The sequence below is a fragment of the Kineothrix sp. IPX-CK genome, assembly GCF_039134705.1.
Classification (GTDB): domain Bacteria; phylum Bacillota; class Clostridia; order Lachnospirales; family Lachnospiraceae; genus Kineothrix; species Kineothrix sedimenti.
Genome location: NZ_CP146256.1, coordinates 3618818 through 3640145, shown reverse-complemented (window position 1 = coordinate 3640145; position 21328 = coordinate 3618818). Strand labels below are relative to the sequence as shown.

The following is a 21328-nucleotide window of genomic DNA, read 5'->3' as shown; positions in this document are numbered from 1 at the left end:
CATACGCATACTATTCCAGAGGTGAATCGCATGGACAAGAAAAAGCAGGAAAAGCAAAATCGGCAAAAGAATCATGATAAGTACAATAGTATTACGCAAAAGTCAGAACCCGAAAATCAAAACTCAGGGCACAATGTCAGAGAAGAAGGAATACATCCCATTAACCAGAAAAGATAAGAAAAGGCAGCCCTGCGTAAGACGGTATAAGAAAACTATATTGTTTATGGGCTGCTGCCAAGGAAAAATGTTTAAAACAAGCGTATTGTTCAAAGTGGACGATACGCTTGCTTTTTTGCTTTTTCTGTCCCAATAATTAGAACGAGTTAAATGAATCATGGGGGCTAAAATATTATGTCAAAAAAAGGATTTTGCGGGTTCATATCATGATAATCCATGAAGAATTAGCTGCCATACGAGAGTGCATGGCGGAAGTGAACAGCCGGAATCAGGGCGTATTTATTCGCGAGCTTTCGTATAAGGTAGCTATATCATGTATTCTGCGTTTCATTTCTGTGTGGATATGTAACGGCTCTAAACACTCGCATTTATCCCCAAAACTGAAAAGAATATTGTAGTAGTATTCGTTCTCTATGAAAGGAAAACTAACAATGTAGTGCTCATCACCGTCTGGAGAAAAGTGTTCATAAGTGCAATAATCAAGTACCCTGTCCATGATAGATTTATGAATGCGAATCTTGATTATTGTTTGCATAGTTGCCAAAATATCAGTAAAATCGAACTGCGGTTTTTGATAATCTCGTGGTGTAAAAAATTTCTCTTGTATTTGCAAATTCGATGTGCGGGACAGCTTGAATAAGCGAAAATCATTTCTTTTATGGCAATACCCTTGCAGGTACCAGTGACTACTTTTCAATACAAGCTGATACGGTTCGGCTGTTCGTACGGTTTTATTTCCGTAGCGGTCCGCATATTCAAAGGTCAGCAGCTTACTTTCCTGTAAAGCTGTTTTGATAATTTCTAAATATGGTTGAATGTTCCGGTTGCCCATCCACGGACTTAAATCTATATATATTTGATTTGCTTTTAATTCAATGTCTTTCGCTCTGTCGGCGGGGATAAAACTCTTGACTTTCGCAAGGGCGTTTACCAGTTCATCACCTCGTATCATGTTGGAAAGACTGGAAAGCCCCATCAAGATAGCGGAAAGGTCGGCAGTCGAAAACACCTTTTTATCAATCTTGTATTTCTGCATGATTTCAAAGCCGCCGCCCACTCCCGATGCCCCGCGAACAGGAATACCCGCCATGTTGATAGTGTCTATGTCGCGGTAGATTGTGCGGGGTGAAACTTCAAACATATCTGCTAACTCCTGTGCACCTATACGTTCTTTATCAAGGAGTATCATAATAATACTAACAAGCCGGTCAACTTTCATCTGATAGCCGCCTTTCAAAAATTCTTTTTATCATTATAGATTGCTGCCATACTGTTGTCAACAATTGCGTGGTACAATAAAAAAGCAAACAAATCAATGTACCTGTCAGGAGGAGACACTATGCAAAAAAAAGCCTTAGTAATAATTGATATTCAAAATGACATAACAAAGAATTATAAGGATATTATTGACAATATCAATAAAGCTATTGATTGGGCAGTCAATAATAATATTCATGTTATTTATATAAGGCATGAAAATTTATCAGCCGGCACGAGGACTTTTAAACCAAATACATATGGGGCTGAATTAGTTTCAGATTTGAAAATAGTATCAAAAAATATTTTTACAAAATACAAAGGAAACGCATTAAGCAGTGAAGAATTTACAGACTTTATTGGTAAAAATGAAATATGCGATTTCTACATAACAGGAGCAGATGCTGTTGCTTGTGTTAAATCAACCTGTTACAACTTACGCAAAGCAAATTATAGCGTTAATGTATTATCAGATGGCATTACAAGTTATGATAAAAGAAAAATCGACGAAATGCTGCGCTATTATGAAAGTAAAGGCAGTAAAATAATTAGTTTAAATGATTTGTTAGCTAATCACATCTTTGAAGCACAGAAACACGGCTGAACTCCAGTCGATGAAGAAGGCCTGTTGACCTTGGATAGCGCCTGGCGGCAAACGATAAGACTTCGGGCCACTAAAGCATAGGCGGCTCCGGTTGTCTTGTTCATTTTTGCTTTATTATTTTTTATTCGAAAAGGCTTGACTTTGCTTAGTTGGTCTGGTTAGCGGAAAGCAAGACATTTTCAACTCGATACTCAAAGACATGGAGCATCGTTATCAGGAGGAAGTTTCTGCTTTTATTCCCCGTCATAAAGCCGATTATCGGTAGGTTTGCCTCATTGATAGTTAAATAAATAGCCGCCTTTTTCTCTTGACTATACACATACATAGTACTATAATTATTGCTGTTACAATTAATGCATATGCAACAATTGTGATAGCGATAATTTAGGAGAATCTATTATGAAGAGATTTTTAGTCTATGCCAAAGACTATAAAAAGGAACTGATTCTGGCAATTATTTGTATTGAGGTAGAGACGGTATTTGAGCTTATCATTCCTATGATTATGGCGGATATTATCGACGTTGGGATTGTGAACAGGGATAAAAGCTACATTTTGTGGAAGGGCTTCCAGATGGTGGCCTGCGCGGTAATTTCTCTATGGCTTGGAAACTTATATGCCAAATTTACTGCCGTCTGCGGCAATGGGATTGGAGCGGCTATCCGGGCTGCGGAATTTAAGAAAATGCAGACCTATTCCTTTCCTAACACGGATAAATTCAGTGTTCCGTCTCTGGTTACAAGACTTACCAGCGATGTTACGACCATTCAGAACTCGATTACCAACGGTCTGCGGCCGGGATTTCGATCTCCTGTCATGCTGTTTATCGCTATTTTTCTATCCTTTAAAATCAACGCGGCGCTGGCAGTAGTTTTTTTGATTGCAGCTCCTATGCTTGGAATCAGCCTGTTCTTTATTGTCAGGAATGTCCGCCCTCTATATGCGAGAATGCAGGCGGCGGTGGATTATGTAAATCGTATTATCCAAGAGAATCTGGCAGCGATCCGGGTAGTAAAAGCTTATGTCAGGGAGGATTATGAAATTGCCAAATTTGAAGAAGTAAATCAGAATCTTAGGGATAATTCTGAAAAAGCCTTTTCTTTGGCGGTTCTTAACATGCCTGCATTCCAATTCGTAATGTATGTAACGATTATAAGCATTCTCTGGTTTGGTGGAAATCTGGTGGCAATTGGAGGAATGAAGGTAGGAAGCCTCACCAGCTTCTTAAGCTATGTTCTCCAAGTGCTGAACTCCCTTATGATGTTTTCCAACGTGTTTTTAATGTTCACCCGTTCCTTGACTTCATGGAAACGAATCCTGGAAGTAATGGAAGAGGAGCCTGCCATTAAGGACGAACTGGCAAAGAATATCGAAATGAAAAGCGGGAGCATCCGCTTTGAACACGTATATTTTAAATACAAGGAAACTGCAAAGGAATACGTATTGTCCGATATTTCGCTGGATATTGAATCGGGGCAGACTGTGGGAATCATCGGGTCTACCGGTTCTTCTAAGAGCACTCTGGTTCAGCTGATACCGAGGCTTTACGATGTGACTGCGGGAAATATTGTTATCGACGGGCATCCTATTTATGAATTTACTCAAAGAAAGCTGCGGGATTCTATTGCTATGGTACTCCAAAAAAACACGCTGTTTTCAGGCACGGTAAGGGAAAACCTCTTGTGGGGCAAGGAGAATGCTTCTTTGGAGGAGATAGAGCGTGCCTGCCGTATTGCTTGTGTGGATGAATTCATCGGCCGTCTGGAAAATGGATATGACACTGAGCTGGGGCAGGGAGGCGTTAACGTATCAGGCGGACAGAAGCAGCGTTTATGTATAGCGCGCGCCATACTGAAAGCGCCGAAGGTATTGATTCTCGATGATTCCACAAGCGCTGTGGATACTGCGACGGAAGCAAGGATAAAGGAGGCGCTTGATAAGGAACTGCCGGGAATGACAAAAATCATTGTCGCCCAGCGGATAAGCTCTATCATGGATGCGGATCAGATCATAATTCTTGACGACGGTAAAATAAATGCCATAGGAACCCATGAGACCCTGCTGAAGGATAATGAAATCTACCGCGATATTTATTACCGTGAAGGCAACGAATCGGAGGCAGATTTGCCTGACTTTGGTGACTGCTTGCAGCAGCCGCAAGGAGGTAATTTATAATGGCCAGACCTACGTCTAATGTAAAACCGAAAAATGCGAAGAAAGCTTTGCTGCAGCTTCTTCGTTATTTAGGACGGCATAAAGCTTCTTTGCTTGTGATTGCGGTATTCGTCTGTATAAGCTCTGCTTCCGGTATCGCAGGTACCTATTTATTAAAAACCGTGGTAAACGATTATATTATGCCGGGAGATATACCGGGACTTATGAAAATGATAGTTATCATGGGAGTTATATATGGGGCGGGAGTGTTGACCTGCTATTTTTACAATAAGCTTATGGTCCATGTTTCCCAAAAGATAGTATCGGAAATCAGAAGCGATTTGTTTGAGCATACGCAAAAGCTTCCGCTGCGCTACTTCGACTCCCATACCCATGGTGATTTGATGAGCCATTTTACAAACGATGTGGACACCATATCGGAGGCCCTGAACAATAGTTTTACGCTGCTCATTCAAAGCTTTATAACCTCTGTTGGAACGATTGTTATGCTGATCATTCTGGATCTGCGTCTGTCACTTATCGTCATAGTGTTTTCGGCTTTTATGCTTCTGTATATCCGTCATAACGGCAAGATGAGCAAAGCGTATTTCTCCGCTCAGCAGAAGAATCTGGGAGCGATTAACGGCTATGTAGAGGAAATGGTAGCGGGGCAGAAGGTGGAGAAAATCTTCAATCACGAGGAGCAGGACTTTATGAGGTTCAGCGAGTTGAACGAAAAGTTGCGGGAAGCTTCTACGAAGGCCTTTACTTATACGGCAAAGACGATTCCCACCATCGTGGCGCTTTCCTACATCAATTACGCGGTTTCGGCATGTGTGGGAGGACTGTTTGCGCTGGCGGGTCTTACGGATATCGGGACACTGGCTTCTTATCTTGTATATGTACGGCAAAGTGCAATGCCCATGAATCAGTTTACCATGCAGATTAATTTCCTTATGGTGGCTTTGGCCAGTGCGGAAAAGATATTTGCGATGATGGAGGAAGAGCCTGAAATTGATGAAGGAACCATTACATTAAAAAAAGTAAGGAGAGAGGATGACGGCACGCTTCGGGAAAGCGATACGTATACGGGAGCCTTCGCATGGAGAATACAGCAGGCGGACGGCAGTTTTTCCTATGTGCCCTTAAAGGGAGACGTGCGTTTCCACGACGTCGTATTCGGATATACGAAGGAGCACACAATACTAGACGGAATCAATCTGTATGCAAAGCCCGGTCAGAAAATAGCTTTTGTGGGTTCTACCGGCGCAGGAAAAACTACCATTATCAATCTGGTCAACCGTTTCTATGAAATAGAGGAAGGGCAGATTACATATGATGGAATTGACATCAGGGACATTAAAAAGTCTGATTTAAGGCGCTCCATTTCTCTTATTATTCAGGATACCCGTTTATTTACCGGAACCATAGCCGATAATATCCGTTACGGAAGGCTTCAGGCAAGCGAGGAGGACGTGGTTAGGGCTGCAAAGTTAGCCAATGCACACTCCTTCATTCAAAGACTGCCGGGAGGCTATAATACTCTGTTAGAAAGTGACGGAGCAAATTTATCACAAGGACAGAGGCAGCTCCTGGCGATTGCGAGGGCTGCAATTTCTCAGCCGCCCGTGCTCGTAATGGATGAGGCTACCAGTTCAATCGACACCCGTACGGAGAAGCTGATCGAAAAGGGCATGGATACCCTGATGGAGGACCGTACAGTATTCGTAATCGCCCATAGGTTGTCTACCGTCCGCAATTCCAAGGCGATTCTTGTTCTGGAACAGGGCAAGGTCATAGAACGGGGCGACCATGAAGAGCTACTGTCGCAAAAAGGGCGATATTATCAGCTTTATACTGGTCAGTTTGAATTGAGTTGATGAAATTTGCTATAAGCGAAAGTAAGAGGAATACGGATATAAGAGAGGAAGTGGATTATAATGAGCAGCAGCATAAGAGAACTTTTTATACGTGAAGAAAAGGCGCGGAAACAGCTGATTTCTCCGGTGCTTCTGGATAATGGGCTGACGCCCGGCCAGGGTCAGGCCGGAATCTTGAATAATCTTCTAAAGGAAGATCATATAAGCCAGAAGGAGCTTTCCGTCCGCTGTCACATGGATACCACCACGATGTCGAGGGCTATCGATAATCTGGAAAAGCTGGGGCTTTTGAATCGTGAAATCAATCCTGAGAGCAGGCGCTCTACCCTCATCTGCCTGACGGAAGAGGGCAGGGGAAAGGCATTGAATATCCGGGCGGCTTTCGAACAGTTGGAAGGTATACTTGGCAAGAATATTCCCCGGGAGGATATGGAGACTTTTCACAGGGTTCTTATGAAGGTTTGTGAGAATCTTGAGAAGGGCATCCTTTCATAGTTATAGGAAAGGCATTATTTGGCTGGTTGCAGGAGGTTTTAATGGGAGAAAGTATTTTTTATCAATTATTGTGGCTGTTTCTTCTGTATTCCTTTATTGGATGGCTGGGAGAAACCTGCATAACGGTTATAAAGACGAAGGTATTTTCTAACAGAGGTATATTGAGCGGACCGTTCTGTGTCGTATACGGTATCTGTGCGGTCATTATGACTGTAGGTTTTAACGACCTAAAGGAATCGTGGATTTTCCTGTTTTTGGGATGTATGAGCGTTAGCACGGTAATCGAGTGGATAGCCGCACATATGCTGGAAAAGACAGGGCAAAGCCGATGGTGGAATTACTCCAATAAGAAATGGAATCTGGACGGATATGTCTGTCTTCAATACTCTGTGGCCTGGGGAATCCTGGGAGTACTGGGACTTAAGTATGTGAATCCGTTGCTTTTAAGTTTCTATGAAATGTTTCCGGCAACCGTTATGAAAATTGTCCTCTGGACAGTGGCGGCAATAATGATCATGGACGGAGCCGGTTCTTATATGGTTGCTGCCGGAATACAGGAGCGGTTCCCCAATGCGGAAAAGATGAAACACCGGCTGGGAAATATCAGTATCCGCCTTGGAAACTATATTGCGGATTACATCAATAGGCGTATGGAACGGGCTTACCCCAAGCGGCAGAAGCAGCAAAAAAGCTGCGTAAAGGAGACAGTATTTGCAAAGGGCTGCGGATTTTATAAGCTGGTCCTGTTGTTTTTTATCGGAGCCTTTCTGGGGGACATTATCGAAACGATATTTTGCAGACTCACTGCCGGAGTGTGGATGAGTCGCAGCAGTGTGGTATGGGGCCCTTTTAGCATTGTCTGGGGATTGGCAATCGTGCTGGCTACCGCTCTTTTACATAACCATAGGCATAAATCGGACAGTTTCGTGTTTCTGTTCGGAACTGTACTTGGGGGTGTGTATGAATACCTATGCAGCGTGTTTACGGAGGCCGTGTTCGGCCAGGTGTTTTGGGACTACAGCGAGATTCCCTTTAATCTGGGAGGAAGAATCAACCTGCTATACTGTTTTTTCTGGGGAATAGCGGCGGTCATCTGGCTGAAAAGACTATATCCGGTTTTGTCGGAAAAAATAGAAAAACTTCCGATGAAAATAGGGAAAGTTTTCACATGGTCTTTTCTCGTGTTTATGATTTGTAATATAGCCATGTCCGGGATGGCATTGACACGCTATACGGAAAGAGCGTATGGAGTAAGCCCGGAGAGCAGGCTGGAGGAATGGATAGATGAGCGTTTTAGCGATGAGGTAATGGAGAGAATCTATCCGAATGCTAAAACTACTTCGTGATTCTGTAGAAAAAGACCGTTTTTATTATCAGCCATAGGATAAGCAGCCAGACAAGAAGTATAGGTATGGCATAGTACCATTTCTTCGGTTTCCCGCTTTGCCAGATATGTTCGGCTTCCGCTTTGCAATTTTGAAAGATTTCTTTTGGTATGAATTTTATTGTCAGAGAAATCAACGCGGGAAGAAGGATAACGTCATCCAGATAGCCTAGTACCGGAATAAAATCGGGTATGAAGTCGATGGGAGAGAGGGCGTAAATTACGGTGATTCCTGCCAGGATTTTGGCAATAACCGGCGTTTCCGGACTTTTTAAAGCTAAAAAAAGTGCAGGGATATCGGTTTTCAACTGTTTTGCTCTTTCGCTTAAATTCATAAATGAACCTCTTTTTGCTTATATATAGTTAGGGTGTGTCTTTGAAGTCAACAATCTAACGTTTCTGTAAATATAGTTTGAATTATTTTATACGGAACTTCCTGATGAAGATAAACTTGCAGCATTCCTTTTGGCGTGACTTTATAACCTTTCAGTTGAGATTTATAATCGACAACGGCAGCAGCCTCTACATTGACATGGTCATTAAACGGAATAAGACGGACGAACCTTTCGCCTGCATAAAAGCTTGGCAGCTTCGCCCACATCTTTTCCTCTATTTCGCAGGATACGCTTTTATAGATGTTCTCCCGCAGTCTGCTAAACAATAATTGAATTTCTTCGTTATAGTTATCGATATAGCTTTGAATATCCTGATTCATAAAAATCCTCCTCGTTTTCAATACCTGCAAATTTCGGCAAAGGTATAATGTTCGAAAGAAAAATGCAACATCATCTCAGCACTACAATTTTACCATATAATGAATCGATTTGTGACATCATTTTTATATAAAACAGATGATTCAACAAAAGAATATCCGAATAAAAATATAATATGACATACTGTTGACTACTTAAAATGTTATAATATCTCCAGGGTGTGCCTGAAAGCTTTATTGTGTCGAACCGAATAATTCGCTTAGTGTTGTACAAGCAATTTTCAGACACACCCTAAGGATAAGTTCAGGAATCAAAATAGATATCAAGACATATTGGGAAGGTAAATAAAGCGTGGAAGGAGCGTGGCATAAAAATGATAGAGATACCGGAAAGTCTAACGTTGGCAAAGCAACTGACCGATACGGTCAAAGGAAAGAAAATAGCGGAGGTAGAGACCGGGCATACGAAGCATTCCTTTGCTTGGTATACCGACGATCCGCAGGAGTATGCCGGAAAGCTTCAGGGAAAGACCGTAGGAGAAATCCATGGGATCGGAAGCATGGTGGAGATGGAAGCGGAGGACTACAGGTTTACGGTGGGAGATGGAACAAATATAAGGTATTTTGAAAAGGGAGAAAAGCTTCCCGAAAGATATCAGATGAGGATAACCTTTGAGGATGAAAGCTCTCTCATATGTACAGTCCAGATGTATGGTTCGATGTTTCTGTTTCGGTCAGGGGAATACGATAATTTTTATTATCTTGTGGCGAAGGAGAAGCCCATGCCCGGAACGGAAGGCTTCGATTACCCGTATTTCCAATCGCTAAGAGAGGAGTTGAGCGGGAAGCTTTCCGCAAAGGCGATGCTCGCTACCGAGCAGAGGATTCCGGGACTTGGCAACGGCGTACTGCAGGACATCCTTCTGGAGGCCGGAATCCATCCGAAACAGAAAATCGGCAGTCTGCGCGAAGTGGATTGGAAGCGTTTATATACGGCAGTTTCGAATGTTCTTCGGGAGATGACGGAAAAGGGCGGAAGAGATACTGAGAAAAATCTCTTCGGACAGGCCGGAGGATACCGCACTAAGCTCAGTAAGAAGACACTTGGAGGTCCATGTCCATATTGCGGTAATCCCATACAGAAGACGGCTTATCTGGGAGGAACGGTATATTTTTGTTCTCAGTGCCAGCGGGCTTGATTTTGCCGGAAAATGCGGGATATTACTTTCACACACTTTTCCACTCCGGAGGCAATCTCCTTTTTTCAGGACCCGCAGGAAGTATAATGCTTTACTCCGGACTTCCATAGCAGAAGGCAGGGAAGGAGGAATAAACATGCAGGAAGCGGCAGCAGGCCATAGAATGGCTTGCCCCGGTCCAATAAATTTAAAAGCGGATAATATTGAATCAAAGAATATGGGATGATGAAGGTGCAAAACTGAAGAACCCGTTTTCCATAAATGTTCACCGGATATTTGCCGTATTCCCTCGCTCCGTCCGTCAGCACATTCATAAATTCCAGGCCCTCCGTGGTAAAGAAGCATAGGGCGGCATAGATGAGGAAAATGCCGGTAAAAACAGCCGTACCGCCAATCAGCATAAGGACTACAGTGCCTATTTTCTGAACATCCCATGAAATGTTACTGTTTGCAATGCCATAAGCGAACATGACGATTGCCTGAAGTATTCTTCCGATGCGGGTGAATTCGAAGCGGCTGCCGAGAACCTGAAGGATCTCATTTCTTGGACGTACCATGACCCTGTCGAATTCCCCTTTTTTGATCATCTCCGGGAACATATCGAAGCCTCTGGCAAAGGCCTCTGCCAGAGAATATTCCATGAGTGTGATGCCAAAGCAAAGCAGAACCTCGCTGTAGGTGAAGCCCTCGACACTTGAAAATCGCCGGAACATAAAGTATATGCCGAGAAATACGTTGAAGGACACAAGAAATTGTCCGATGCAGGTGAGCAAAAAAGAGGTCTTATATCCCATAATGCTTTTAATGTGTATAAGAAAATATTTGGCGTATAATTTCATTTTCATCGTCTCCTTTCAGCCGCCTTGCAGCGAGATACGCTTCATTGCGAGGGAATTCAAGAGTTTTCCTATGAGAACAAGAATCATAAGCCATAGGAACTGGAGCAAAATCGCCTTCCACATGGGAGCGCCGATCAAATCCCCGCTGTAAATCCGGAGAGGAACATTCTGCATCGAAGCAAAGGGAAGCAGCTCCAGTATTTTCCTGATATTTTCAGGAAAAAAGGGCAGCGGAATAATTGCTCCTGAGAAAAATTCCACCGTCGAAACAGCAACGATACGGATTCCGGCTGGAGATATTGTGAAAAAGGAAATCATATACACGAGCATGCAGAAAGCTACCGTTACCCCTGCTCCCGTAAGCATGGTGAGCAAAAAGAGCATGAACGCCGGAAGGCTTTCGGGAAGCATCATTCCATAAGGCGCAGGCAGAAAGCCTGCCACAAGGAGTATAGGCATGCATCTGAGAACCGCTTTGGAAATTCTGTTGGCGAGACTTCTGGAAAACCACATGTTATATATATCGATAGGGCGGCAAAGTTCATAGGCGACATTGCCGTTTACGATGGAGTCGAAGATTTCGTTCTCCATAAGCCAGGCCATGAACAATGCAAGAAATGCCTGCTGCATCCAGATATAGGCGGAGGTAGCCTGAAACGTCATCGGGAATACATCGGGATCTGTATTGTAAAAAGCGCGGAACATCATGATTTCCATCCCTCCCCAAACGAACTGGGTAACGACTCCCGCGGCAGCCGCGGCTCGATATTGAAGTCCCATAGAGAAGCGGAGGCGGAAAAATGCGATATATTTTTTCATACCGGCCTCCTTATATGTCGTAAGAGCGGTAAAAATCCGCCAGTGCTGCTTCGGTACTTTCGAAATCCTTCCGGATATCGCTCAGAGTTCCGTCAAGGAGGATGTGCCCCTTGCCTATCAGAATGACTCTATTGGTCAATGACTCGATGTCCTGCATATCGTGAGTCGTTAAAATGACAGTAGTGTTATTTTCTTTATTCAGTTGTAAAATAAACTCTCTGACGGCAAGCTTCGATACGGCATCCAATCCTATGGTGGGCTCGTCCAGAAAAAGTATGCGGGGATTATGTAAAAGCGAGGCCGCGATCTCACAGCGCATCCTCTGACCTAAGGAAAGCTGTCTCGTAGGAGTTTTCAGCAGATCCGCAAGGTTCAGCATGGAAGTGAGCCGTTCCAGATTGCGGCAGTAGGAGGCGGTATCTATCCTGTAGATTTCCTTCAGCAGCTCGAAAGAATCCGCAACGGGAACGTCCCACCATAGCTGGGTGCGCTGACCGAATACGACACCGATGTCTTTCACGTGTTCGATACGGTTCTTCCACGGAACGCGTCCATTGATCAGACAAGTACCGCTGTCCGGTGTAAGTATACCGCTTAGAATTTTGATGGTAGAGCTTTTTCCGGCTCCGTTGGGGCCGATATAACCGACCATTTCTCCCTCTCCGATGGAAAAGGAGACATCATCCAGCGCATGGATATATTCATAATCTCTGCGAAATAGAGCCTTGCATGCCGAATAAAATCCTGCGTCACGTTTAGAGACCTTGTAGGTCTTGCTTACATGTTCCAGTGTAATCATGTTTGCTTCCTCTTAGTAGTAATATAATTTACAGTTACTTATATCTTGCCAAGTCGGTTTATAATTTTGGATTTTGCCAAAAAAGGCTGTGACAATTAATGCAGTGGATAATTATAAGTGAAGGATAGTGTATCACGGGCGGGGTTGCGCGTCAAGAAGGTATAATGATATAATTCCGTTATGGTTAATGAACAAGGAGAAATGGAATGAAATACAAGTATTTGTTATTTGATTTGGACGGAACCCTGACGGATCCCAAGGAGGGAATTACGACATCGGTACAATATGCACTTAAGTCTTTTGGAATTGACGAGCCTGATCTGGACAAGCTGGAGCCCTTCATCGGTCCTCCGCTTAAGGACAGCTTCATGAAATATTACGGCTTCAATGAAGAGCAGGCCCAAAAAGCAATCGTAAAATACAGGGAATGGTTTTCCCCCACAGGAATCTTTCAGAACAGAATATATCCGGGTACAGCACAGATGCTGGCAGCGCTGAAAAATGAAGGGAAGGTGCTGGCGGTAGCATCCAGTAAACCCACCGTATTCGTAGAAAAAATCCTAAATCATTTTGAAATCCGCCAATATTTCGACGTTGTGGTAGGAAGCGAGCTAAACGGTGTGAGAGGAAGCAAAGAAGAAGTGGTAGAGGAAGCCCTTCGCCAGCTTTCCGCAAGCATAGATAAGGAACACACTGCAATGATAGGCGACCGGGAATTCGATGTATTCGGAGGGAAGGAACACGGCCTGACAACTGTGGGAGTGACCTTCGGCTATGCGGGAGAAGGTGAACTGGAGGCAGCAGGAGCCGATTATATCGTGAACACAGTAGAAGAATTGAGGAGGCTTTTGATACAATGACACCCCAACCGGAATCTTCATTAAAAAAGACATGGAATATACTCATGCCCTTCGTGGTATATTTCATCGCTCACGATTTAGCACAGGTACTGCTTGCATTTCTTATGAATATGAGTTTAGGTTTGGGAGGAAGTTACGCGAAATACATTCTTGCCCATCCCCAGACAATAAACGCCGTCCTAAATGCCCTCTCCCTGTTAATAGGCATGGCCTTCGTCTGGCCCATGGCTAAAACAGAATTCCGGCTTGCCAAGCTGCTTCGCAAAAGTCCCGGGAAAAACGCCTCCCAGGCAGCGCTTCAGACAACGTCCAAAGCAAAGTTCCGGGCATTAAATCAGGCAACATCCGGAACAAGCGCTTTCATATCGTACATTCTGCTGGCAATATTTGCAATAACGCTGGCTATGGGAACCAATATTCTCCTATTGCTCACCGGAATCGCAGGAAGATCCGCCGCCTATCAGGACATAGCATCCAGGCAATTCGGAGTGGCTTTTGCCGCAGGCATAGTCATTTACGGTATTTTATCCCCGCTTGCCGAGGAAATTGTATTCAGAGGCCTTATCTACAACCGAATGAAAAGATACTTCAACTCCGTACTATCCATTGTCGTCTGCGGCATATTATTCGGCAGCTATCACGGTAATCTCGTACAAGGAATCTACGGCTGCATACTCGGAATAGCGATTACCTTTTCCTACGAACTGTTCGGAAACTTCGCTGCTCCCGTTCTCTTTCATTCTCTGGCTAATCTGAGCGTTTTCATGACTGCATACAGCAGTCAGGGATTGACAGGAATGGCTACTATGTTAAATTGCTTTATTTTTCTGACAATTTCATTCATAAGCCTTTTTCTCATGTGGAAACAAAAAAAATATATCTAAAATTTTTCCAGAAGTCTTATTTTTTTTAAATGATAAATTTCGGACTATATAGAGTCTGAAACCTAGAATTTATCTGGAAAAAACGACGATTATCGAGAATAAATCCGAAATAAAATAGTGAGAAAATATTAATAAAAGTCTGACAATAATCAATACAATAATCAAATAGTCAAATTATCAGACAATAATGGCTAAAATAATTATTTACAGCATAAAAAAATAGGTGTATAGTAATTGCATAGGTCGCAAAGAAGCGTATTAAGAGCTTTTTGCGCCCTTTTTTGCTATAAATTAAGTTATGAATAAGTTATTTATTAAGTTCCCCAAGGCCTAGGCTATTGCCAAACTCACAATTTCCTGGCGCCAACATATGAAAGGAGAAAAGATATGTTTGATGTGAAAATGCCCATCCCGGAAGCGCCGCTTTACCGCCCTGAATTCGAACACGACAACTGCGGTATCGGTGCCTGCGTTAATATCAAAGGTAAAAAAAGTCATGAAACAGTTGAAAATGCCCTCAAAATAGTGGAGAATCTGGAGCACAGAGCCGGAAAAGATGCAGAAGGAAAGACAGGTGACGGTGTTGGGATCCTGACACAGGTGCCTCACAAATTCATGGTAAAAGTTACCGCTCCTCTGGGAATCACGCTTGGCGGAGAAAGGGAATACGGAGTAGGCATGTTTTTCTTCCCTCAGGAGGAAATGAAGAGAAATCAGGCCATGAAGATGTTCGAAATCATCGTGGAAAAAGAAGGCCTGACTTTCCTCGGCTGGAGGAAAGTGGAAACCGTTCCATCAGTACTCGGACATAAAGCGGTTGAATGTATGCCCTATATTATGCAGGGCTTTGTTAAAAAGCCGGCGAATGTGGAAAAAGGTCTCGACTTTGACCGTATTCTCTACATCGTGCGCCGTGTATTCGAGCAGTCCGGTGACAATACCTATGTAGTATCCCTTTCCAGCAGGACTCTTGTATATAAAGGAATGTTCCTGGTGGGACAGCTGCGCACCTTCTTTTCCGATTTACAGGATAAGGATTATGAATCAGCCATTGCAGTAGTACATTCCCGCTTCTCGACCAATACCAATCCAAGCTGGGAGAGAGCGCATCCTAACCGCTTCATCGTACACAACGGCGAAATCAATACGATTCGCGGAAATGCGGATAAGATGCTGGCCAGAGAGGAAAACATGGAATCCGAGCACCTGAAAGGACAGCTCCATAAAGTCCTTCCCGTAGTGAATGCTTCCGGCTCCGACTCCGCCATGCTTGATAACACCCTGGAATTCCTCGTTATGAGCGGTATGGATCTGCCTCTTGCGGTGATGATTACCATTCCTGAGCCTTGGGCGAATAATAAGACGATGAATCAGCATAAAAAGGACTTTTATCAATATTATGCCACTATGATGGAGCCGTGGGACGGGCCTGCTTCCATTCTATTCTCGGACGGAGATATTATGGGTGCTGTGCTTGACCGCAACGGACTTCGCCCTTCCCGTTATATGATAACCGATGACGGACAGCTCATTCTTTCTTCCGAAGTAGGCGTACTGGATATTGATCCGACAAAAATTGTGGTGAAGGAAAGGCTGCGTCCGGGCAAGATGCTCCTTGTGGATATGGTGAAGGGTGAAGTCATCGACGACGATAAGCTGAAGGAAAAATACGCTTGTGCACAGCCCTACGGCGAGTGGTTGGACAATAATCTGGTTACGCTAAAAAGCCTGCATATTCCTAATCAAAGGGTGCCGGAATTTACCAATGAAGAAAGAAGGCGTATGCAGAAGGCGTTCGGCTATGCATATGAGGAATTGAAGACGAGTATTCTTCCTATGGCCAGAAACGGAGGGGAAGCTATTGCCGCAATGGGAGTAGACACTCCGCTGCCGGTGTTAAGCAAGACCTATCATCCGTTGTTTCATTACTTTAAACAACTTTTTGCACAGGTGACCAACCCGCCTATCGATGCGATCAGAGAGGAGGTCGTGACTTCCACTACGGTATATATCGGAACGGAAGGAAATGTGCTGGAGGAGACGCCCAAGAACTGCAACGTGCTGCAGATCAATAATCCGATTCTTACGAATACGGATTTGATGAAGATAAAGAGCATGAAAGTGGAGGGCTTTAAGGTAGAAGTGGTGCCGATTACCTACTATAAGAACACAAGCCTGGAACGGGCCATAGAGAGGCTGTTCGTAGAGGTGGACAGAGCTTATAGAGAGGGTGGAAATATTCTGATCCTTTCGGACCGGGGCGTGGATGAGAACCATGTGGCGATTCCGTCCCTGTTAGCGGTATCCGCTTTGAACCAGCATCTGGTCAAAACGAAAAAAAGAACGAGCGTGGCATTGATTCTGGAATCGGGAGAGCCGCGGGAGGTTCATCATTTTGCGACGCTGCTGGGCTATGGCGCTTGTGCTATCAATCCTTATCTGGCTCAGGAGTCTATCAAAGAGCTGATCGACAGCAAGATGCTTGACAAGGATTACTACGCGGCAGTGGATGATTACAACAACGCCGTTTTGCACGGAATCGTGAAAATTGCTTCTAAAATGGGTATCTCTACTATTCAGTCCTATCAAGGCTCCCAGATATTCGAAGCTATTGGTATAAATTATGACGTTATCAACAAATATTTTACAAATACCGTATGCCGTGTCAGCGGCATCGCTTTAAAAGACTTGGAAAAGCAAGTGGACGATCTGCATTCGGGAGCCTTTGACCCGTTAGATCTTCAAACAGATTTGACGCTGGATAGCCTGGGGCACCATAAGATGAGAAGCGGTGCTGATGAACACCTTTACAATCCGGCTACCATTCATCTGCTGCAGCAGTCTACAAAGCGCGGTGACTATGGTATGTTCAAGCAGTATACCCAGCTTGTGAACGATGAAAACTCCGTTAAAAACCTTAGAGGGCTTATGGATTTTAATTATCCGAAGCAGAGCATTCCTCTGGAGGAAGTGGAGAGCGTGGAGGAAATCGTCACGAGATTCAAGACGGGTGCTATGTCCTATGGTTCCATTTCCAGGGAAGCTCATGAGACGATGGCGATAGCCATGAACACGCTGAAGGGTAAATCCAATTCGGGAGAAGGCGGAGAGGATCTGGAGCGCCTGACTGTAGGACAGGATGGACTGAACCGCTGCTCTGCGATTAAGCAGGTGGCAAGCGGACGTTTCGGTGTGACCAGCCGTTATCTCGTCAGTGCCAAGGAAATACAGATTAAGATGGCACAGGGAGCAAAGCCCGGAGAAGGCGGCCATTTGCCCGGAGAAAAAGTATATCCGTGGGTGGCAAAGACGAGACACTCGACTCCCGGCGTAGGCTTGATTTCCCCGCCGCCTCACCACGACATTTATTCCATCGAGGATTTGGCGGAATTGATTTATGATTTGAAGAACTCCAATAAGGATGCAAGAATTTCTGTGAAACTCGTTTCAGAAGCAGGTGTGGGAACGGTTGCTGCAGGTGTTGCCAAAGCGGGCGCGCAAGTCATCCTCGTATCTGGCTATGACGGCGGTACAGGAGCGGCTCCGAGAAACTCCATCCACAACGCGGGACTTCCGTGGGAGTTAGGCCTTGCGGAAACGCATCAGACTCTTATTATGAACGGTCTGAGAGGAAAGGTGCGCATTGAGACAGACGGTAAGCTGATGAGCGGACGAGACGTGGCTATTGCGGCGATTCTCGGCGCGGAGGAATTCGGCTTTGCGACGGCTCCCCTTGTAACCATGGGATGCGTTATGATGAGAGTATGTAATCTGGATACCTGTCCGGTGGGTGTGGCGACACAGAATCCGGAGCTTAGAAAGAATTTCAAGGGTAAACCGGAGTATGTTGTGAATTTCATGAAATTTATTGCGACTGAGCTTCGCGAGTATATGGCTAAGCTGGGCGTACGCACTATCGACGAACTGGTAGGACGTACCGATTTGCTGAAGATGAAGGAAAGCCTGACGAAGAGACAGCAGCAGGTGGATTTGGTGCAGATTCTCTCCAATCCCTATGCAGGAAGTCAGGAGAAGATGACCTTCGATCCTAAGCAGGTATATGATTTCCAGCTGGAAAAAACTTTGGATGAAAAGGTGTTGTTAAAACAGCTTTCCGGAGCGATTGCCAAGGGAACGAAGCGGAGTATAGAGGTAGATGTGAAAAATACGGACCGCGCGTTCGGAACGATCCTCGGCTCGGAAATTACCAAGCAGCTTGGAGATAGTGTTGAAGAGGATACTTACCGCATTTTATGCAAGGGTACGGGAGGACAGAGCTTTGGCGCATTTATTCCGAAGGGTCTTACGTTGGAGCTGGTAGGCGACAGCAACGACTATTTTGCCAAGGGCTTATCCGGCGGAAAGCTGATCATTTATCCTCCGGCGGGAAGCGGCTTCAAGGCAGAGGACAATATCATTATAGGAAACGTTGCCCTATATGGTGCGACAAGCGGAAAAGTGTATATAAACGGTATGGCGGGAGAGCGCTTCTGCGTTCGTAATTCCGGTGCCCATGCTGTAGTAGAGGGCGTAGGAGATCACGGCTGCGAATATATGACCGGAGGACGCGTGGTGGTACTGGGGCCTACGGGTAAGAATTTTGCAGCGGGCATGAGCGGCGGTATCGCTTATGTGCTGGATGAAAACAACGACTTGTACATCCGGTTGAATAAAGAGATGGTTTCTTCTCACGAGCTGACTTCCAAATACGATGTACTGGAGCTTAAGGAAATGATAAAGGAGCATGTGGCTCTTACCAATTCGGCAAAGGGAAAGAAAATCCTCGATAACTTTAAGGATTACCTGCCGAAATTCAAGAAAATCATTCCTCATGACTATGAAAGGATGCTGACGACCATCGTACAGATGGAAGAAAAGGGACTTAGTGCGGAGCAGGCACAAATAGAAGCATTCTACGTAAACAGCGCGAAGTAGGAAGGAAAGGAGGTATATACGATGGGAAAACCAACAGGATTTATGGATTATAACAGGGAAGTTTCCAAGGAAACGGAACCGAAAAAAAGAATTAAGAATTTCGATGAATTTCACGAGCATCTCCCGAAGGAAAAACAGAGAATTCAAGGAGCCAGATGTATGGACTGCGGTGTGCCTTTCTGCCAGTCAGGCTTGAACTTGGGCGGCATGACTTCCGGCTGTCCTCTTCACAATCTGATACCGGAGTGGAATGACTTGGTGTTTACAGGAAATTGGCAGCAGGCATACAACCGTCTGAAAAAGACTAACAGTTTCCCGGAATTTACCGCCAGAGTGTGTCCTGCACCCTGTGAAGGAGCGTGCACATGCGGGCTGAACGGCAGCCCCGTGGCAATCAAAGAAAATGAATATGCCATTATTGAAAACGCTTATGCGGAGGGGTATGCGTCTGCGAAACCGCCTAAGGTGCGCACCGGAAAGCGTGTGGCGGTAGTAGGCAGCGGACCGGCAGGGCTCGCAGCGGCAGATCAGCTGAATAAAAGAGGACATCAGGTAACTGTATTTGAACGCTCCGACCGTATGGGCGGGTTGTTGATGTATGGAATTCCGAATATGAAATTAGATAAGAGCATTGTGGAGCGTAAAATAAAGATTATGGAGGAGGAGGGGGTAGTCTTCGTGGCCGGAACAGACGTAGGCAAGGATTTGACCCCGGAAGGCCTGCAAAAGGACTTCCATAGAGTTGTTCTAGCTTGCGGCTCCTCTAATCCGAGGGATATTTCCGCACCCGGAAGGGACGCACAGGGTATTTATTTCGCAGTGGATTTCCTTAAGGCGAATACCAAGAGTCTGTGTGATTCCAATCTTCAGGACGGAAACTATGTGAATACAAAGGATAAGCATGTGGTTATCATCGGAGGCGGTGATACGGGTAATGACTGTGTGGGCACAGCTGTGCGTCATGGCTGTAAATCCGTAACGCAGATAGAAATGATGCCCAAAGCGCCGGATGCGCGCACCGAGAACAATCCTTGGCCGGAATGGCCGAAGGTCTGCAAGACGGATTACGGCCAGGAGGAAGCAATTGCGGTATTCGGACACGATCCCCGCATCTATGAATCTACCGTGAAGGAGTTCATCAAGGATAAAAACGGACGTTTGAAGAGCGTGAAAATTGTAAAGCTCGCTTGGGAAAAGGATGAAAAGACAGGCCGTATGAACATGAAAGAGGTTCCGGGAAGTGAGCAGACGCTTCCGGCGGATGTAGTCCTCATTGCGGCAGGCTTTCTTGGCAGCCAGAAGTACGTGACGGAGGCTTTCAAAGTGGAAACCGATGAAAGGACCAACGTTAAAACCGCTCCGGGAGCATATGAAACCAATGTGAAGAACATCTTCGCTGCCGGCGATATGCGCAGAGGACAGTCATTAGTAGTATGGGCTATCCGTGAAGGTATGGAAGCCGCCAGAGCAGTAGATGAGAGTCTGATGGGATACAGTAACCTAAACGTGCAATAAAGAAATTATTTAAAAAAGAGGGTATTTACCGGGAACTTACGGTAGATATCCTCTTTGCATCTTTATTTGTTGTAGTAATTGTGCAGTATGGTCTCCAATAAGCTTCTATCCATTTCGGTAGTGATTATATCGGAAATATTTCTTTTTTTGAATTTCTTGAGAATACTGTGGACCTGCGATTTTACGGTGCTCATTTCCACACAGCGCAGTTCGCATACTTCCTTTTTCGTGTGGCCGTTGATCAGAAGGTTGAGGGTATCAAGCTCACGAGGTGTCAATGTAGATAAGATATTGAGCATAAAAAGAAAGCTGCTTTCGTAGGTTTTGACCCGTTTGAATTCATTCCGTATCTTGCTTGCAATCTCCGGCCGGATAGGAGACTGGTTATGGTAAGCGCCGATAACACCGTTTATAATATCTTCATTTTTGGATATCTTTAAAATATAGTCGCAGGCACCCAGCTGGAAGGCGGAAAAAATCATCTCGTCTTCTTCATATACGGTGAGGAGAATGATCTTCACATTCGGAAGTTTGGACAAAATCTGGCCGGTGGCACGGATACCGGCGTCCTTGCTCTCCATTTCTATATCCATAAGAATAACATCCGGCTTGAGGGAAAAGGCAAGTTCGCATGCGGTGCTTCCGGTAGCAACATCCCCGATTACCTCGATATTAGGATCAGAGTTCAGTACGTTGACATAACGTTTGCGGATAGGCTCCATGTCCTCCGCAATCAAGACCTTTATTTTATTCGACATTTCTTAACCCCTTTCTATAGTGTTTCGGCGGAGCCGATTCTAGTATATCATCCACAA

At 44.8% G+C, this 21328-nt stretch carries 18 protein-coding genes; 11 read left to right on the top strand and 7 right to left on the bottom strand.

Annotated features, from left to right (window positions below):
* Positions 1–30 precede the first annotated feature (30 nt).
* Entirely contained in the window at positions 31–177 is a 147-nt protein-coding gene (locus tag V6984_RS17570) for a hypothetical protein (protein ID WP_342756901.1), read from the top strand.
* Between the two features lie 268 nt (positions 178–445).
* Here the strand turns inward: V6984_RS17570 and V6984_RS17565 are convergent, their stop codons facing one another.
* The gene (locus tag V6984_RS17565) at positions 446–1396 is read right to left on the bottom strand and encodes a YafY family protein (protein ID WP_342760041.1); all 951 of its coding nucleotides are present in this window, start codon (positions 1394–1396) and stop codon (positions 446–448) included.
* Positions 1397–1516: 120 nt separating this feature from the next.
* On the opposite strand from V6984_RS17565, the gene V6984_RS17560 reads away from it, so the two are divergent.
* From V6984_RS17560 to V6984_RS17540, 5 genes are all read left to right on the top strand, one after another.
* Positions 1517–2038: an isochorismatase family cysteine hydrolase gene (locus tag V6984_RS17560; RefSeq protein ID WP_342756900.1), complete on the top strand. Its 522-nt coding sequence runs from the start codon at positions 1517–1519 to the stop codon at positions 2036–2038.
* A gap of 399 nt (positions 2039–2437) precedes the next feature.
* Complete coding sequence (locus V6984_RS17555) at positions 2438–4213, top strand: ABC transporter ATP-binding protein (protein ID WP_342756899.1); 1776 nt, start codon at positions 2438–2440, stop codon at positions 4211–4213.
* Entirely contained in the window at positions 4213–6072 is a 1860-nt protein-coding gene (locus V6984_RS17550; protein ID WP_342756898.1) for an ABC transporter ATP-binding protein, read from the top strand. Before V6984_RS17555 ends, V6984_RS17550 begins: the two co-directional genes overlap by 1 nt.
* Positions 6073–6132: 60 nt before the next feature.
* Positions 6133–6567 carry a MarR family winged helix-turn-helix transcriptional regulator gene (locus V6984_RS17545; RefSeq protein ID WP_342756897.1) on the top strand — a complete coding sequence of 145 codons (435 nt, stop codon included), beginning with the start codon at positions 6133–6135 and terminating at the stop codon, positions 6565–6567.
* 41 nt (positions 6568–6608) lie between these two features.
* Positions 6609–7913 carry a putative ABC transporter permease gene (locus V6984_RS17540; RefSeq protein ID WP_342756896.1) on the top strand — a complete coding sequence of 435 codons (1305 nt, stop codon included), beginning with the start codon at positions 6609–6611 and terminating at the stop codon, positions 7911–7913.
* Here the strand turns inward: V6984_RS17540 and V6984_RS17535 are convergent.
* Positions 7903–8286, bottom strand: coding sequence for a YkvA family protein (locus V6984_RS17535; RefSeq protein ID WP_342756895.1), 384 nt, complete (start codon positions 8284–8286; stop codon positions 7903–7905). The genes V6984_RS17540 and V6984_RS17535 overlap by 11 nt on opposite strands.
* 47 nt (positions 8287–8333) lie before the next feature.
* Positions 8334–8666 (bottom strand): DUF1801 domain-containing protein, encoded by a 333-nt coding sequence (locus V6984_RS17530; protein WP_342756894.1) that lies wholly within the window; start codon positions 8664–8666, stop codon positions 8334–8336.
* A gap of 371 nt (positions 8667–9037) precedes the next feature.
* On the opposite strand from V6984_RS17530, the gene V6984_RS17525 reads away from it, so the two are divergent.
* The gene (locus tag V6984_RS17525; protein ID WP_342756893.1) at positions 9038–9862 is read left to right on the top strand and encodes an endonuclease VIII; all 825 of its coding nucleotides are present in this window, start codon (positions 9038–9040) and stop codon (positions 9860–9862) included.
* Between the two features lie 65 nt (positions 9863–9927).
* On the opposite strand, the gene V6984_RS17520 is transcribed toward V6984_RS17525, so the two are convergent.
* The 3 genes from V6984_RS17520 to V6984_RS17510 are packed head-to-tail and all read right to left on the bottom strand — an operon-like array spanning position 9928 to position 12319.
* Complete coding sequence (locus V6984_RS17520) at positions 9928–10701, bottom strand: ABC transporter permease (RefSeq protein ID WP_342756892.1); 774 nt, start codon at positions 10699–10701, stop codon at positions 9928–9930.
* A 15-nt stretch (positions 10702–10716) separates the two neighbouring features.
* Positions 10717–11520 (bottom strand): ABC transporter permease, encoded by an 804-nt coding sequence (locus V6984_RS17515; protein WP_342756891.1) that lies wholly within the window; start codon positions 11518–11520, stop codon positions 10717–10719.
* A 10-nt stretch (positions 11521–11530) separates the two neighbouring features.
* Complete coding sequence (locus tag V6984_RS17510; protein ID WP_342756890.1) at positions 11531–12319, bottom strand: ABC transporter ATP-binding protein; 789 nt, start codon at positions 12317–12319, stop codon at positions 11531–11533.
* Positions 12320–12525: 206 nt separating this feature from the next.
* Between V6984_RS17510 and V6984_RS17505 the strand changes: the two genes are divergently transcribed.
* From V6984_RS17505 to V6984_RS17490, 4 genes are all read left to right on the top strand, one after another.
* Positions 12526–13179 carry an HAD family hydrolase gene (locus V6984_RS17505; protein WP_342756889.1) on the top strand — a complete coding sequence of 218 codons (654 nt, stop codon included), beginning with the start codon at positions 12526–12528 and terminating at the stop codon, positions 13177–13179.
* Entirely contained in the window at positions 13176–14063 is an 888-nt protein-coding gene (locus tag V6984_RS17500; protein ID WP_342756888.1) for a CPBP family intramembrane glutamic endopeptidase, read from the top strand. Before V6984_RS17505 ends, V6984_RS17500 begins: the two co-directional genes overlap by 4 nt.
* Before the next feature lie 387 nt (positions 14064–14450).
* Positions 14451–18998 carry a glutamate synthase large subunit gene (gene gltB / locus V6984_RS17495; RefSeq protein ID WP_342756887.1) on the top strand — a complete coding sequence of 1516 codons (4548 nt, stop codon included), beginning with the start codon at positions 14451–14453 and terminating at the stop codon, positions 18996–18998.
* A gap of 21 nt (positions 18999–19019) precedes the next feature.
* Complete coding sequence (locus tag V6984_RS17490) at positions 19020–20513, top strand: glutamate synthase subunit beta (protein ID WP_342756886.1); 1494 nt, start codon at positions 19020–19022, stop codon at positions 20511–20513.
* A gap of 62 nt (positions 20514–20575) precedes the next feature.
* Here V6984_RS17490 and V6984_RS17485 read toward each other — a convergent pair whose 3' ends face one another.
* Positions 20576–21271 (bottom strand): response regulator transcription factor, encoded by a 696-nt coding sequence (locus V6984_RS17485; protein ID WP_342756885.1) that lies wholly within the window; start codon positions 21269–21271, stop codon positions 20576–20578.
* Positions 21272–21328 lie beyond the last annotated feature (57 nt).

Excerpts from the sequence above, each read along its gene's own strand:
- V6984_RS17570 (WP_342756901.1), top strand. The coding sequence starts at position 31 with ATGGACAAGAAAAAGCAGGAAAAGCAAAATCGGCAAAAGAATCATGAT.
- V6984_RS17565 (WP_342760041.1), bottom strand. The coding sequence starts at position 1,396 with ATGAAAGTTGACCGGCTTGTTAGTATTATTATGATACTCCTTGATAAA.
- V6984_RS17560 (WP_342756900.1), top strand. The coding sequence starts at position 1,517 with ATGCAAAAAAAAGCCTTAGTAATAATTGATATTCAAAATGACATAACA.
- V6984_RS17555 (WP_342756899.1), top strand. The coding sequence starts at position 2,438 with ATGAAGAGATTTTTAGTCTATGCCAAAGACTATAAAAAGGAACTGATT.
- V6984_RS17550 (WP_342756898.1), top strand. The coding sequence starts at position 4,213 with ATGGCCAGACCTACGTCTAATGTAAAACCGAAAAATGCGAAGAAAGCT.
- V6984_RS17545 (WP_342756897.1), top strand. The coding sequence starts at position 6,133 with ATGAGCAGCAGCATAAGAGAACTTTTTATACGTGAAGAAAAGGCGCGG.
- V6984_RS17540 (WP_342756896.1), top strand. The coding sequence starts at position 6,609 with ATGGGAGAAAGTATTTTTTATCAATTATTGTGGCTGTTTCTTCTGTAT.
- V6984_RS17535 (WP_342756895.1), bottom strand. The coding sequence starts at position 8,286 with ATGAATTTAAGCGAAAGAGCAAAACAGTTGAAAACCGATATCCCTGCA.
- V6984_RS17530 (WP_342756894.1), bottom strand. The coding sequence starts at position 8,666 with ATGAATCAGGATATTCAAAGCTATATCGATAACTATAACGAAGAAATT.
- V6984_RS17525 (WP_342756893.1), top strand. The coding sequence starts at position 9,038 with ATGATAGAGATACCGGAAAGTCTAACGTTGGCAAAGCAACTGACCGAT.
- V6984_RS17520 (WP_342756892.1), bottom strand. The coding sequence starts at position 10,701 with ATGAAATTATACGCCAAATATTTTCTTATACACATTAAAAGCATTATG.
- V6984_RS17515 (WP_342756891.1), bottom strand. The coding sequence starts at position 11,520 with ATGAAAAAATATATCGCATTTTTCCGCCTCCGCTTCTCTATGGGACTT.
- V6984_RS17510 (WP_342756890.1), bottom strand. The coding sequence starts at position 12,319 with ATGATTACACTGGAACATGTAAGCAAGACCTACAAGGTCTCTAAACGT.
- V6984_RS17505 (WP_342756889.1), top strand. The coding sequence starts at position 12,526 with ATGAAATACAAGTATTTGTTATTTGATTTGGACGGAACCCTGACGGAT.
- V6984_RS17500 (WP_342756888.1), top strand. The coding sequence starts at position 13,176 with ATGACACCCCAACCGGAATCTTCATTAAAAAAGACATGGAATATACTC.
- gltB (WP_342756887.1), top strand. The coding sequence starts at position 14,451 with ATGTTTGATGTGAAAATGCCCATCCCGGAAGCGCCGCTTTACCGCCCT.
- V6984_RS17490 (WP_342756886.1), top strand. The coding sequence starts at position 19,020 with ATGGGAAAACCAACAGGATTTATGGATTATAACAGGGAAGTTTCCAAG.
- V6984_RS17485 (WP_342756885.1), bottom strand. The coding sequence starts at position 21,271 with ATGTCGAATAAAATAAAGGTCTTGATTGCGGAGGACATGGAGCCTATC.